Source organism: Dictyobacter aurantiacus, assembly GCF_003967515.1.
GTDB lineage: Bacteria > Chloroflexota > Ktedonobacteria > Ktedonobacterales > Ktedonobacteraceae > Dictyobacter > Dictyobacter aurantiacus.
The window spans coordinates 2379714-2393578 of record NZ_BIFQ01000002.1; the positions used below are offsets into that span (position 1 = coordinate 2379714).

12 protein-coding genes are annotated in these 13865 nt (G+C 51.3%); 9 read left to right on the plus strand and 3 right to left on the minus strand.

Annotated features, from left to right (window positions below):
* Window positions 1–236: 236 nt before the first annotated feature.
* From KTT_RS34405 to KTT_RS34415, 3 genes are all read left to right on the plus strand, one after another.
* Window positions 237–749, plus strand: coding sequence for a thiamine pyrophosphate-binding protein (locus KTT_RS34405; RefSeq protein ID WP_126602577.1), 513 nt, complete (start codon window positions 237–239; stop codon window positions 747–749).
* A gap of 2 nt (window positions 750–751) precedes the next feature.
* Window positions 752–1327: a thiamine pyrophosphate-dependent enzyme gene (locus tag KTT_RS34410; RefSeq protein ID WP_126602579.1), complete on the plus strand. Its 576-nt coding sequence runs from the start codon at window positions 752–754 to the stop codon at window positions 1325–1327.
* 64 nt (window positions 1328–1391) lie between these two features.
* On the plus strand, window positions 1392–2180 hold the full coding sequence (locus tag KTT_RS34415; protein ID WP_126602581.1) for a cyclase family protein: 789 nt from the start codon (window positions 1392–1394) through the stop codon (window positions 2178–2180).
* A 25-nt stretch (window positions 2181–2205) separates the two neighbouring features.
* Here the strand turns inward: KTT_RS34415 and KTT_RS34420 are convergent, their stop codons facing one another.
* Window positions 2206–3252 (minus strand): quinone-dependent dihydroorotate dehydrogenase, encoded by a 1047-nt coding sequence (locus tag KTT_RS34420; RefSeq protein WP_126602583.1) that lies wholly within the window; start codon window positions 3250–3252, stop codon window positions 2206–2208.
* A gap of 268 nt (window positions 3253–3520) precedes the next feature.
* Here KTT_RS34420 and KTT_RS34425 point away from each other — a divergent pair, with 268 nt between their 5' ends.
* Both KTT_RS34425 and KTT_RS34430 read left to right on the plus strand, forming a co-directional pair.
* The gene (locus tag KTT_RS34425; protein WP_126602585.1) at window positions 3521–4822 is read left to right on the plus strand and encodes a dihydroorotase; all 1302 of its coding nucleotides are present in this window, start codon (window positions 3521–3523) and stop codon (window positions 4820–4822) included.
* A 220-nt stretch (window positions 4823–5042) separates the two neighbouring features.
* Window positions 5043–6554, plus strand: a complete 1512-nt coding sequence (locus KTT_RS34430; protein WP_160146348.1) for a glycosyltransferase 87 family protein — start codon at window positions 5043–5045, stop codon at window positions 6552–6554.
* Between the two features lie 23 nt (window positions 6555–6577).
* On the opposite strand, the gene KTT_RS34435 is transcribed toward KTT_RS34430, so the two are convergent.
* The gene (locus KTT_RS34435) at window positions 6578–7447 is read right to left on the minus strand and encodes an alpha/beta fold hydrolase (RefSeq protein WP_126602590.1); all 870 of its coding nucleotides are present in this window, start codon (window positions 7445–7447) and stop codon (window positions 6578–6580) included.
* A 156-nt stretch (window positions 7448–7603) separates the two neighbouring features.
* Window positions 7604–8956 carry an MFS transporter gene (locus KTT_RS34440; protein WP_126602592.1) on the minus strand — a complete coding sequence of 451 codons (1353 nt, stop codon included), beginning with the start codon at window positions 8954–8956 and terminating at the stop codon, window positions 7604–7606.
* 308 nt (window positions 8957–9264) lie between these two features.
* Between KTT_RS34440 and KTT_RS34445 the strand changes: the two genes are divergently transcribed.
* The 4 genes from KTT_RS34445 (at window position 9265) to KTT_RS34460 (ending at window position 13827) form a co-directional block, all read left to right on the plus strand.
* Window positions 9265–10806: an acyl-CoA synthetase gene (locus KTT_RS34445; RefSeq protein ID WP_126602594.1), complete on the plus strand. Its 1542-nt coding sequence runs from the start codon at window positions 9265–9267 to the stop codon at window positions 10804–10806.
* Window positions 10807–11290: 484 nt separating this feature from the next.
* Window positions 11291–12481, plus strand: a complete 1191-nt coding sequence (gene cax / locus KTT_RS34450; protein ID WP_126602596.1) for a calcium/proton exchanger — start codon at window positions 11291–11293, stop codon at window positions 12479–12481.
* 142 nt (window positions 12482–12623) lie between these two features.
* A complete protein-coding gene (locus KTT_RS34455) occupies window positions 12624–13040 on the plus strand; it encodes a group III truncated hemoglobin (RefSeq protein ID WP_126602598.1) in 417 nt (138 codons plus the stop codon).
* A 196-nt stretch (window positions 13041–13236) separates the two neighbouring features.
* Window positions 13237–13827 carry a TetR/AcrR family transcriptional regulator gene (locus KTT_RS34460; protein ID WP_126602600.1) on the plus strand — a complete coding sequence of 197 codons (591 nt, stop codon included), beginning with the start codon at window positions 13237–13239 and terminating at the stop codon, window positions 13825–13827.
* Window positions 13828–13865 lie beyond the last annotated feature (38 nt).

The following is a 13865-nucleotide window of genomic DNA, read 5'->3' on the forward strand; positions in this document are numbered from 1 at the left end:
TTATAATATCAGTAAACCATATGAGCGAGCAGTTCAATGATGAACTGCTCGCTCATATGGTGTTTATCATAGCTAACATCTATTTACAGTCAGATTGCGCAAGGGCTGTATATTTCTCCTTACGAGGGTATATTATTTGCCTCAGACCTTTATGTTATACTGATTTCAAACCGTTAAAGTGCTTTTGTTAGCTGTTCCTCTCTTATGCTTCACTCTTGTATAGATAGGAGGCCAGTTTGCCTGTTTCTGTTTCCAATTCCAGGCTGATCTATAATGCGCTCAAAGCCTGTGATGTGAAAATTATTTCGGCTCTGCCGGAGACGTGGCTGGTACACCTTATACGCATGGCTGATGACGATCCGGATATGCAACTGATACGCATCGCCAAAGAGGAGGAGGCCATCGGTATCTCCGCAGGGGCTCATCTGGCCGGGGTGAATAGTGCGCTGTTGATGCAGAATCATGGCTTTCTGGCGGCCATCAATCCGATCGTTTCATTGGCCCTTTTGTGCAAAATCCCTCTCGTCATGCTTATAAGTTACAGGGGACACATGGGGGAAAAGGATGCCTGGCAGACGCAGGGTGGCCTGGTAACTGAACCCATCTTGCGCGCCTTGAATATTCCTGTCTGGCATCTGAATAGCGCGGCGGATATCGATCGCCGCATCAAAGACGCGCAGACGCTGGCTCATTCCGCGCTACATCCGGTCGCGATCTTGTTGTCACGTGAATTGATGTGGGAGGACTGAACATGCTGCGATCTGATGCCTTGAAGGCTATTTATCCCGATATTCAGGACCATATTGTGGTCACCATCATGGGGGCGGTGGCTGCTGAATTGTATAGTCTGGGACATCGCCACAACTTCTTCTATCTGCAGCATGCCATGGGATTGGCGTCCTCAATGGGGCTAGGGATCGCTTTATCCATGCCCCGGCACAAAGTGATTGTAATGGATGGTGATGGCTCACTGCTCATGAATCTGGGCACCCTTAGTACGATGGCCCGCTACCGGCCTGCTAACCTGCTGCATATCGTCTTTGATAATGAAAGCCTGCTCTCGGTTGGCGGCTTCCCTACGGCGACCGCGACCGGCACGGATCTGGCTGGCATCGCCCGCGCTTCTGGCATACCCGTAGTTAAGGAGGCCGATACTCCGGCGAGCTTGAATGACGCCGTTCAGCAGGCGCTATCGACCGGCGGAATGACCACTGTGGTCTCGAAGGTCGAGGCTATAGGCCCTAAATCGTTTCAGATGGACTTGCCGCTGCTGGAAAATCGCTTTCAGTTCAAGCGCAAGCTGGCGGAAATGGCCCTCTCTCGCTAAGTAATCCCGTACAATCCTGCTACCATCAGCTAGCGTAGAGCATATCTCAAAGAAGGAGCAATTCATGAGCACCGCCCCGAAAAGTATCCTGGCACAGTTTCTGGAAGGACTACAGACCGGTCTGCTCAAGGTAATCGATCTGACCTCATTGCTGGAACCCGAAACGCCGGTGATCGATCTGCCGCCGATGTTCGCGCCCTCTCCTAGCCTGAGCCTGACGGAGATATCGCATTATGATGAGCGTGGTCCAGCCTGGTACTGGAATGTGCTCAACCTGGGAGAGCATACAGGTACGCACTTCGATGCGCCGATCCACTGGATTACGGGTAAGGACCTGCCCAATAACTCGACCGATACCATCCCCGTTCGCAAATTTGTTGGTCCGGCCTGCGTAATCAACGTTACCGCTGAAGTGGCCCGAGATCCAGATTTCTTGCTCTCGAAAGATGATGTAGTGCGCTGGGAGGGCCAGCATGGTCGGATTCCCTCTGGTGCCTGGGTGTTATTGCATACCGGTTGGAGCCAGCGTCAGGGGTGCAAGGCTTTCTTGAATATACAGGATGATGGGGCCCATTCACCCAGCCTGCAGCAAGAGTGTATCCAGTTCTTAATTACTGAGCGCGACATCCTGGGACTGGGAGTTGAGACCGTCGGCACCGATGCCGGGCAGGCCGGAGGTTTTAATCCACCATTTCCTATGCATACCTCTCTGCATGGCTCTGGCCGCTTCGGATTGACCAGCCTTACCAACCTGGATCAACTCCCAGCCACAGGCGCGATCGTGATCGCTGCCCCGCTCAAAATTCTTAAAGGCTCGGGCAGCCCTTTGCGTGTGATCGCTATCATTGAATAAGCTGCTCGAAACTTTCCCTGAAGCCTTAAGAGCGTGCGAGCTCTCGATTGATGCGTTTGATGATGCCGGGGCCTTCATAGATGAAGCTGGTATAGATTTGAATCAGGCTGGCTCCGGCATCCAGCGTTCTTTTCGCATCGTCGGGTCCAAAGATGCCACCAACGCCTATGATGGGGATCTTGTTCTGCAACTGCTGGTTGAGATAGCGGATTACTTCCAGTGAGCGTTGGTGGAGGGGACGGCCGCTGAGTCCGCCGCTCTCGGATGTGTTGTGGCGCAGACCCGTACGGGCCAGCGTGGTATTGGTGGCGATGATGCCGCGTACATGGCGATTGAGACAGACCTCGATTACATCGTCTAGCTGGCTCTCCGTTAGATCGGGAGCGATCTTGACCAGCACCGCTTTGGCCGAACTGCCTGTTTTCTGCGCGATGGCTTCCGACTCCTGTACAATCGCCTGCAAGAGGCGGTCCAGTGGCTCCTTATCCTGCAACTGGCGCAGGCCGGGGGTGTTGGGGGAACTGACATTGACGGTAAAGAAATCCGCGAAATCATAGAGCTTATGCAGTGAATAGAGGTAATCCTCAATGGCCTCCTCTTGCGGTGTAATCTTTGATTTGCCGATGCTCCAGCCGATTGGTATCCCTGGTTTGGGTGACTGGGATAGGTGGGCGTGGATGGCATCGGCCCCATCGTTGGGGAAGCCCATACGGTTGATGAGGGCGTTATCCTCCGAGAGCCGAAAGATGCGCGGACGGGCATTGCCCGGCTGGGCATAGCGTGTGACGGTACCAGCTTCAATAAAACCAAAGCCAAGCGCGGCCAGGGCGGGGAGCGCGATCCCATTTTTGTCGAAGCCACCGGCCAGTCCGACTGGATTGGGGAAATGGACGCCAAAGACATCGCGTTCCAGCGCCGATGATTTATAGGCGTTGGTGGCCTCAATAATTTTGAGGATGGTCTGACTGTGAGAAAGCGTGGCCATGCGCCCCATCAACCAGTGATGGGCGATTTCTGGATCGTTGGCGGAGGCACGAAACATGACTGGACGAATGAGGGTTTTAAATAGCATTGGTTCTCTATCTTTCAAGCTGGGTACGCAGTAAATCAACGTTTCCAGTATAATAGGAAATCGGTATTTTGAAAATAGACCTATGCTCTGTCTGTGTGTTACCTGGGGAGCGAGGCATCCTCAATCTCTTTATTATGCTGTCTGGCAATACCGACACGACTGCGCCGGTATTGCCAGACAGCAAGCATCCTTTAGTGAACATTTTCATATGGCAATGGTGTGATGATTTACCCTGATTTGGCGATATATTAAGCGAGGAGAATGAGATATGTTGATCAGGAATGGTATTGTTGTGCTGACGGATGGTCCTGTACGGTTAGATGTGCGCACACAAGGTGAGAAGATTAGCGAACTGGCCGCGCAACTCGTGCCTGAGCCGGACGAGCAGGTGATTGAAGCCGAAGGAATGATGGTGCTACCCGGCTTTATCGATTCGCATGTTCATTTTCGTGATCCCGGCGGTACACATAAAGAGGACTTTCTAAGCGGAACGCGGGCCGCGCTGGCGGGCGGGGTCACCACCATTCTGGACATGCCGAATACGCAGCCACCAACCGATAGCCGAGCGCATCTACAGGAGAAGATGGCGCTGGTGGCGCCGAAGGCAGTTGTTGATTATGGCTTTTATTTTGGGGCAACCGATAACAATATCGAGGAGGCGGCTTCCGTAGCTGACCAGGTAGCAGCCATGAAGCTCTATATGGGTTCCTCGACCGGCTCGCTGCTGGTGACTGAGTTCTCGCCTATCTTCCGGCACTTCTCGACCTTTCCTCTTGATAAGCCGATCGCTGTGCATGCTGAGGATGAGCAATCGCTGCTTTATTTTGGCGCGCAGGGGAGTACCGAGCACAATCGGGCCCGACCTCCCTTAAGCGCGCAGATCGCGTTGAGCCGTGCCCTGGCCATCGCTGAAAAGGTTGGCCGTCGTCTGCATATCGCCCATACCACGACTCAGCGTGAGCTAGAGCTAATTCAGGAGGCAAAGCAGAAAGGGGTACGCGTCACCTGCGAGGTAACTCCGCTGCACCTCTTCCTGACTGAAGCTGATCAGCAACGGCTGGGCAATTTCGGCAAGGTCAATCCTCCTCTGCGCAGCAAGAGCGATCAAGAAGCGCTATGGCGCTATTTCGATGTCATCGACACCATTGGTACGGATCATGCGCCGCATACAAAAGAGGAGAAGATGCAGCCCTATCAAAAGGCGCCTTCTGGTATGACGGGCGTTCAGACTATGTTACCTCTGCTCTTTAACGCCGCCCAGGAAGGCAGGATAGCCCTCAACGAGATCATCAAGCGCTGTGTCACCAATCCTGCACGCATCTTTGGTTTACAGGACAAGGGCGCGCTGGAAGTGGGTAAAGACGCGGATATCGTGTTGATTGATCCACAACAGCTATACGAGATCAGCAACGAGCAGGTATTGTCGAAGTGTGGCTGGACGCCATTTGCTGGTACAAAAATCAAAGGCAAGATCCAACGGGTTTTTGTACGTGGTCAACTGGCCTTTGAACATGATATCTGCCTGGCGCGTCCCGGTAGCGGTCGCCCGGTTCGCTATACCAGTCGGTAATCTTATTGTGTTACAAGGAGCGTGTGTGTTTCTTGTAACACAATACAATGCGATTCTTTTTTCTTGCATCTGTACATTTAATAAAGCTTAAGTTAAAATAACTCAACAATAAATATCTGACCATAAACGCCAATGGCTGATCACTGTGTGGAGGGGGAGTATAAGGTTATAACAATGAATGGCTGGCTGTTTTGCGATACATATAATGGCGGAGCAAAGAATGGAAGAGATACGGCACCGGTTGAAAACATACGGATTGTACTACCTGGGAGTATGTATTTACATCCTGTTTCTGGTCTCGGTGGTGTGGACCGGATGGTTTAATGTCTTTTTTAGTGGTGCCGCTTTGCACGAAGGGGCGAAGGGTATCGATTTTTACCAGTTGCCCAACGGGGCATGGGCTTTCTGGCATGGAGGTAGCCTGACCGGGGACCCTCTGCCGGGTGGGGTGCAGTATGCTCGACCAAACTTTGCCAACTCCAATGTCTATCATCCTCTATTCACCCTTACCGTTGGTTCCTTGCTGGCTCTCTTCAGTCCTGAGCAATCGCCATATATCTGGCTAGGAATCAAAGCCATTCTGACGCTTCTGCTGGTCGCCTACTTTGTCTGGAATTTTCGTGAACATAAATATGTCGGTCTGGCCGCCTTTATCATCCTGACCAACTTTAGTAACTATCTGGAACTGGCTGCCTGGCAGTTTCACTTCGCCCTGAACTTCTTCCTCTTCTTAATGTTGATCCTGCTGGTTAAGAAGGGATCAGGCATGTGGTCCGGGGTCTGCTATATATGCGGGATGTTTGTAAAGCCCATCGGTATTTTACTGATTCCGACATTAATTTTGAAGGGACGTTGGAAGCAGGCGCTCATAGGTGTTGGATGCTTTGGAGCCGTGACGCTGCTCTACCTTTCTGGTGGGGTTGGCAAATACTATACTGATAATCTCATTACCAACTTTAACCTGTCGGGTACTCTTGGCCCCAATCAAATTATTACCCTGTCAGCCCTCCTGCATTACAGGACGCAGTGGCCGGATTTTATTTATCATGCTATACAGGATATTGTGCTGGCTGTAATCGTCTTTTTAGGGATGCTCAAAAGGATCGCCTTGCCCAAGGCCGCGCTCTTCTATATCACTTATTTTCTCTGTTTCTATGAACAGGTATTTGAGTACCAATGGAGCACCCTGGCCTACATTCTGGCTATCTGCATAGTAACCTGCTCTGAATTCCAGACCAGGCGCACCATCTTTTGCAGCATTTTGACTGTCCTGCCCAGTTGTTTTGTCCTGCTGAATCTCTTCCATATTGATGTTCAGAATTTAGGGTACCTGGGCATGATCCCTGGAGCTACGGCGTGGGAATGGATGGTGTTGAGCAAGTTCATCCCCCTTTTCCTCCTGTTGGGGAGCGTACTGGCGCCCGACATCCAGCCAGTCTGGCAGCAAATGCTGGCTTTCTGGAAGGCGTTGCGCAAAATAAATCAGCAACTGGGAGTCTTTGGGGGCGATGTCCAGATCGCTATATCGAGCATGCCGGTCCAGCCAGCCCTGACCGGACCAGAAATGGGAATGCTGGCAGCCCAACAAACGCTGTTCTGGCAGGAACTACCTGAAGAGGTTCCTGACAGGAGGAGCGATACTCACTCTTCTCAATCAGGAGAGGAGATAGCGCCGGAGGAACTTTATCCACTCAGTCCCTCGGAGACCGAAATCGAGCCTACTCAAATGTAGCCTCGCAGAGAGCATAGCTATTGCTAACTCTGCCGTATAAATGAAGCAATTACTTCCGCTGGTCCTTGATCGACACCAAAAATGATCGTGTAGTGATTGAGATTGGGAAAATCGTGGAACTGACAGGAGGCAATCCCCTGGCAGATATTATGCGCCGCCCGTTCTGAGAGGATCTGATCATTTTCGTATAGCAGTTTCTGACCGGCACGCAGCAAGAGGGTCGGAACCTGTACGTGGGCCCACTGCTCATCGGGTCTGGCCTGTTGCGTGTTCATCGCCTCCTCAATAATACCGGGCAACGATACCTTTGAAATGACCGATCCGTCTGGTTGTTGGGCCACATCATGTGTGAAATAGAGGTCCATGTACGCATTCCAGTATGGACCCAGATAGGGAGCCATCTTCAGATGGGCAAGATAATCGTCGTAAGATGGGGTACTGCTCCCCAGGCGGCTAACTGAATTCTTCAACCAGGCTGGTTGATCTTCCACTGTCTTCCACTCATAGGGTGCGCCTGCATCGATCAGGACCAGTTTGCTTAACTTTTCGGGATAATGTGCGGCAAAGTAGAGCGCGATCATCGCTCCCAGCGAGTGCCCAATGACCACCGGCTTCTCTAGTTGGAGGGTATCAATCAATTGCGCCAGATCCGCTGCGTGAATCGGCACACTGTATCCCTGTGCTGGTTTCTCGCTTTCACCTCGTCCACGCAGATCATAGGCAAAGACGCGGTGAGATGGCACCAGGTAGTCCGCAAATGCCTGAAAGCAGAATGCATTCGCTGTTAAGCCATGAATGCAGATGACAGGCGTCCCCTGCTGGCCCCATTGGACGCAATGAAGGGATACCCCATCAAGCCTTATCTTTTCGTCGCGCACTGGCTGTGTCAGCATAAGCGTCTGTTCTCACTTTCGCATCGATTGGTGACGTAGGTTTATGACCTTGAAGATGGTTTGAGATTTATCATTCAGATACATCGATATTGTAAATCCAGACGCCCTATCTCTGGTAAGAAATAGAGCGTCTGGACCAGGTTTGCCGCTATCCGGTCAGTCATTCGAGACGCTAACACTGGCCGGGACAGCTACTTCATCATGATCAAACTGCGCGTCCTTGTTGGCATATTCTTTGAGCGCAAGGGCTGAAAAGAACGAGATAAGAGCCATCAGAACGATATAGAGTGCCAGAGGCACATAAGAATGGTATTGTGCCACCAGCAGGGTAGCGATGATTGGAGCGGGTCCACCCGCCGTCAAAGATGCCAGCTGGTAGCCGAGCGAGGCACCGCTATAGCGCAATTTGGGGCCAAAATGTTCGGAAATGAATGCCGCCTGAGGTCCATAGACCGACGCGTGGCAGATACCGATAGCAAATGCCATGCTGAATACAACGGCCACCGGATTTTTGGTTTGCAGCAAAAGAAAGAAAGGAAACGCAAACACGGCCATCAGCAGCGTTCCGATCATAAACCAGCGTTTGCGCCCAATGATATCCGAAACATAGCTGGCGGTAGGCATAAAGATAAAAGAGACGACAGCCGCCACAATAATGCCTACGTAGAGCACATTGAGAGGGATCTTGAGCGAGGTGACTCCATAACCCAGAACGAAGGTGGTAAACAGATAGAAGGGGGCCTGCTCTCCTGACCGCAGTAGTGCCGTCAGAATGATATCTTTCCAATGATGCTTGAAGGCATCGGCCAATGGCGCCCGGGAGATTCTATTCTCCTCTTTCAATTTAGTAAAGGCGGGCGTATCCAGGATGCGCAGGCGAATAATGAGTCCGACCAGAATCAGGACGACGCTCAGGAAAAACGGAATGCGCCAGCCGAGCCCTGAAAAGGCATCACCTGTGAAGAGCGCACGCGTAATAATAACAACGATCGCAGCCAGTGCCAGACCCAGTGGTACACCTGTTTGCGGCCAGCTTGTCCAGAAACCACGGCGGCGATTGTCTCCATATTCAAGCGAAAGCAGGACTGAACCCCCCCATTCACCGCCTACGCCTGCACCCTGTAGAAAACGCAAGATCGTGATCAGTAACGGGGCCAGGATTCCGACCTGGGCATATGTTGGAACCAGGCCCATCAGGCAGGTCGAGATGCCCATCAGGAGCAGCGTAGTGACCAGTACTGATTTGCGCCCGATGCGATCACCAAACCAGCCAAAGAAGGCACCCCCAATTGGTCGAGCGATAAAACCGATGTAGTATGTCGTAAAGGATGCCAGAATACCGGTAACGGGATCGAGGAGAGGAAAAAAAAGCTTGTTAAAGATGGTTGCCGAGAAAAAACCATACAGGAAGAAATCATACCATTCAATGGCTGTGCCAACGGTGCTGGCACTCAAGATCGGAAGCATTTTGCGTACAGTGACGTTCTCTGACGATGAGATCGCCGCCATTGAGACCTCCTGACTCCACTCTTTATGGTGAGTAGCTAAACACAATATCTTACAATACATGTGTCTTCTATATCAAAGCCACCATTGGCATTGATAGCAGGATTATAGCCAGGTATCTATAAGGATGCTTACAGTGTTGTATGAATTTCAATAAATGTCATAGAATATGACATTCTACATATTATACAAAAAGCTATGCGGGTATGTCAAGTGCGAATATGCTCAGCGCCTTTATTTATAATGCAAGCGTGGTATAAACCATGTAGATGTGGTATGATACAGGAACAGACAGAGAGGGAGGGCATTGCATGAATTCAATTGTTGAGGCTACATTGCGGCATGCGCAGGAACAGCCAGAGCGTGTGGCGATCTTTTTTGATCAGCAACGTATTACCTATGGAGATCTAGCGTCGCAGATTGAGCGTTTCGCGCGGGCGTTGCGAGGGCGGGGACTGCAGCCAGGGGATCGTGTAGCCCTCTTTTTTGGGAACTCGCCTGAATTTATTATCGCCTATCTGGGCGTGCAGCTTGCCCATGGGGTTGTCGTGCTGGTGAATACCCAGTACCGCAAGGTTGAGCTGAGCCATATTCTCAATGATGCCGCAGTGCGTTTGTGTGTGACCAGCGAGGTCGGGGCGCAGGAGATCCTCCCACTGCAGATCGAGTCGCTTCATACCCTGATATTGATTGATGGATCGACCAGTGGGAGCATTTCCCTGGCAGATTTTCTTAACGGTGCCGATTCCATTTCTCAACAGCGACAGGGGGGCACAGATGCGCCCGTATTTCCCGAAGCAAACGACCCCGCCGTGATTGGCTATACCTCTGGCACCACGGGACGCTCAAAAGGAGCTCTATTGCGGCAGCGTAATCTCCTGACCAATAGTATTGCCGTAACCAGCGCGTGGCACTGGACTGAGAATGACTGCCTCCTGTTGACCTTGCCTCTCTTTCATACCCATGGCTTGATGGTCGGTGTGCATGGCACCCTGCTGACCGGTGCCAGCATGGTCTTGCGGCAGAAGTTCGACGCGGCAGATGTGCTCTCCAACCTGCAGAACAACCATGCTATCACCATGTTCTTTGGCGTTCCTACGATGTATTCCCGCTTGCTGGCGGAAGTTGAGCGGCAGGGGATTAAGCCGCGTCAGCTGCGGCTCTTTGTCTCGGGCTCCGCCCCTTTGAGTCCGCAGGTCTTTAATGCCTTTGAGCAGACCTTTGGGCAGCGTATCCTTGAGCGTTATGGCATGACCGAGACGATTATGAACATGACCAATCCTTATGATGGGGAGCGGCGCGCGGGTACCGTAGGCGCTCCTTTCCCGGGCCAGGAGGCGCGGGTCGTCGATGTACAGACACGCCGTCCTCTCCCTGCCACAGAGATAGGCGAGATTGAGGTGCGTGGACCTCATGTGTTTACGGAATACTGGCAGCGACCTGACGCGACCGCTGAGGTATTTGATGCCGATGGCTGGTTTAAGACTGGTGATCTGGGCTGGTATAGTCAGGATGGCTACTACACTATTACGGGACGCGCCCGTGAGTTGATTATCAGCGGAGGTTATAATATCTATCCTCGCGAGATAGAGGACGTGCTCGAATCCCATCCCGATATAGCTGAAGCGGCTGTGATAGGGCTCCCTGATGCGGATATGGGTGAACAGGTCGTGGCCGTCATTGTGCCACGGACCGACCACCACCCGCAGGCACCTGACATCATCTCCTTCTGTCGCCAACAACTGGCCAGTTATAAAAAGCCGCGTCAGATTATCATAGTCGATTCATTGCCGCGTAATGCCCTGGGCAAGGTCCAGAAGCACGTTTTAGCCGCTCAACTACAGACTCCCTGACATGTGAGTGTTCCAAATGATCGGATCGACCTACAACACCCGTTCAGTAGTATCGTAATGGGTGTTGTAGTTATAGCGGTGCCGTAGACCAGCTTGCTGGTATATCATGGTCCAGGCAATGTCCAGGCGTATGTTTCAGGATGCAATAGTGACAGTGGCGACTGATAGTCTGATACTCTACTGATAGATCAACTAAGCTTCGAAAATACTTTACCTTTAATACATACAAGTAAGTCTCAACATATACAATTCACTACGATAGTTTCTCTTGAACTAAAGAACTCCACCAAACAGATTTTTTATCATTGCCTCCTTGTAAAGTGCATCATCGTTAAGCAGCCCATCGGTCCATGCACCTTTTAGTGGTGATAGCTCGTGTATAGATAAAGTAGTTATCCAGATTTATTGGATAAGCTATGGGATCATGTTATCAATAGTTATAGTTGATACAGGGATGATGTAACAGAGAGGTTATTTAAAATACATGACACGCTGGCTTTATATATTATTAGTCGCGGGCCCATTGGCGGTGGTGGCCGAGTATATGCATGCTTCGGCTCTAATGGTTTTTGGGCTGGCCGGGTTGGGATTGGTCCCGCTGGCTGGTTTAATCGGCGTTTCAACTGAAGCGCTGGCCGAGCGTATGGGACAACGTATTGGTGGTTTGCTCAATGCAACCTTTGGCAATGCGGCAGAGATCATTATCGGCCTGGCGGCTTTATCGGCCGGATTGCCCGAGGTCGTGCGGGCATCCCTATCGGGCTCAATTATTGGCAATACGCTGCTGGTACTGGGTATGTCGATGTTCTTTGGTGGTTGGAAATACCGTGAGCAGCAATTTAGTTCTCGGGCGACCGGGCAATACGCAGCCATGCTGGTGCTGGCCGTTATTGGTATGGCGATTCCATCGCTGCTGGCTACCATTGGTGAAAGCACCCATCCTGGTCAGCAGGTAGTGCGTGGTAACCAGCTACATCAGGCCAGTATCGGGATCGCGATTATTTTGCTTATCTGTTATGCGGCGTACATAGCCTATTCAATCTTTGGTTTACGGGCGGCTGAGGAAGATCTTTTGATAAATCCCACCGAGGAACTGAGCCGGGAAGCAGAGCTGCGGCAGCTGGGTGAAATAGAGACCGCTATTGTCACACATCGAACATCTCCCGCTGGCGACAAAGCGCACTGGTGGACACTACTGGAGCGAAAATGGAGAGCTGCCATCTGGCTTCCTATTGTTGTACTGGCGTTAGCCACCGCCGCTACGGCCGTTTTAAGTGAGATCCTGGTTGGTGCGATTGATCCCTTGACGAAGCAGGTCGGGCTCAATCCCTTTTTTGTGGGCCTGATTATCTTGCCCATCGTTGGCAATGCCGCCGAGCATTTTTCGGCCGTCTCTTCAGCAAATCAGGATCATATGGAGGTTTCGATGGCGATTACGGCCGGATCATCGATTCAGATCGCCTTGCTGGTAGCACCTCTGCTGGTACTGGCCGGAGCCATCATCGGGGTTCCTCTGGACCTCAACTTTTCGTTGTTGGAGGTGGCGATGTTTGCCCTGGTGGCAGGCCTGTATACTGTGATCAGCCTGGATGGCATCTCTACCTGGCTCGAAGGCCTGCTGCTCTGCGCCTTCTACCTGATTCTGGCTGTGGGTACCTTCTTTGTCCCAGGCTAGCGCGCATCCCTGGAAATCTTTCTTTGCCCGGCTATTTACATTCTTGCCGGGATCATCCATAATTTTGGTATACAAGGTAATTGTTATGGGTAGCTCGACCTTAGAATGAAACGCATCATTGTAAATATCTCTAAAGGATCTCATGTTGAAGTCAACTCAAAAGAAAGATATCGAGGGCCGCGCCGATATCGCGCGCCTGATTCGCGCATTTTATACACATGCCATGGCCGATGAATTGATTGGCCCCTTCTTTACGGAAGTTGCCGCTATTAATTTAGAAGAGCATCTACCTGTTATGTATGATTTCTGGGAAAATCTTTTGTTTCAGACCGGGGGATATCGGGGGGGCATGATGCAGAAACATTTTGCACTGAATGACAAGAGAAAATTGACCCCAGAGCATTTTGAGCGCTGGCTGGAATTATTTGAGCGCGAGGTTGATCGACAATTCCAGGGTCCAAAGGCGGAAGAGGCGAAGCGGCGGGCCCACTCCATCGCCCCTTCAATGCAAATGAAGATGAATCGCTCCTTTCTACCAATGTCCTGGTTTACCAATTAGAGGTAGGTGCGCGGCAAAGCCAGGACAAGCCGACACCTACGTTTTGTGCCGGTGCCAGAGCGGGATATGTCTATGTCTCGCTCTGGCACCGGCACATTATATAAACTTGACGTGTGTTCAAATTTGAATTATATTCAAATGAGATGATGTGATTGAGCGCATGTTCTGGGATGTTTGAAACGTATAGGGGGTAAATATGGGACGAGAGCGCGTATCACGGCGCCAGCGGCTGATCGAAGTTGGTGTGTCCCTGTTTTGCGATCAATCATATGAAGAGGTTGCAATCGACGATATCGCGAATGCCGCCGATATTTCGAAAGGCCTCCTGTATTACTATTTCCCAACGAAACATGATTTTTATGTTGCCGTAGTGCAATATGCCGCCACACAGCTGTTGGCCGCAACCGAGGCGAATTCAGCTCTGGAGCCGATGGAACGTCTTCGTAGCAGTCTGGATGCCTATTTTGTGTATGTTGAGCGCCACGCCAAGGCCTATATCTCCTTATTGCGGGGAGGGGTTGGCGTAGATGATCAGGTGGCGGCTATTATTGATATGGTCCGTCAGACATATGTACAGAATATCCTCCAGAGTTTTGTGCAGGATGCTCGATCTTCTGAGGTGTTCGCGATCGCGGTCAGGGGATGGATCGGTTTTGTTGAAGCGACCAGTATTGCCTGGCTGGAGCAACGCAGCATTAGCCGGCAAGAGTTGTGTGAACTGGCTGTAGCTGCTTTTGCCCTGGTGAGCCAGCATAGTCAGGACCAGCAAGCTTTTCATGCTGTATGATGACTAATTGTCACCTCCACAAGGATGCGACTTAGAAT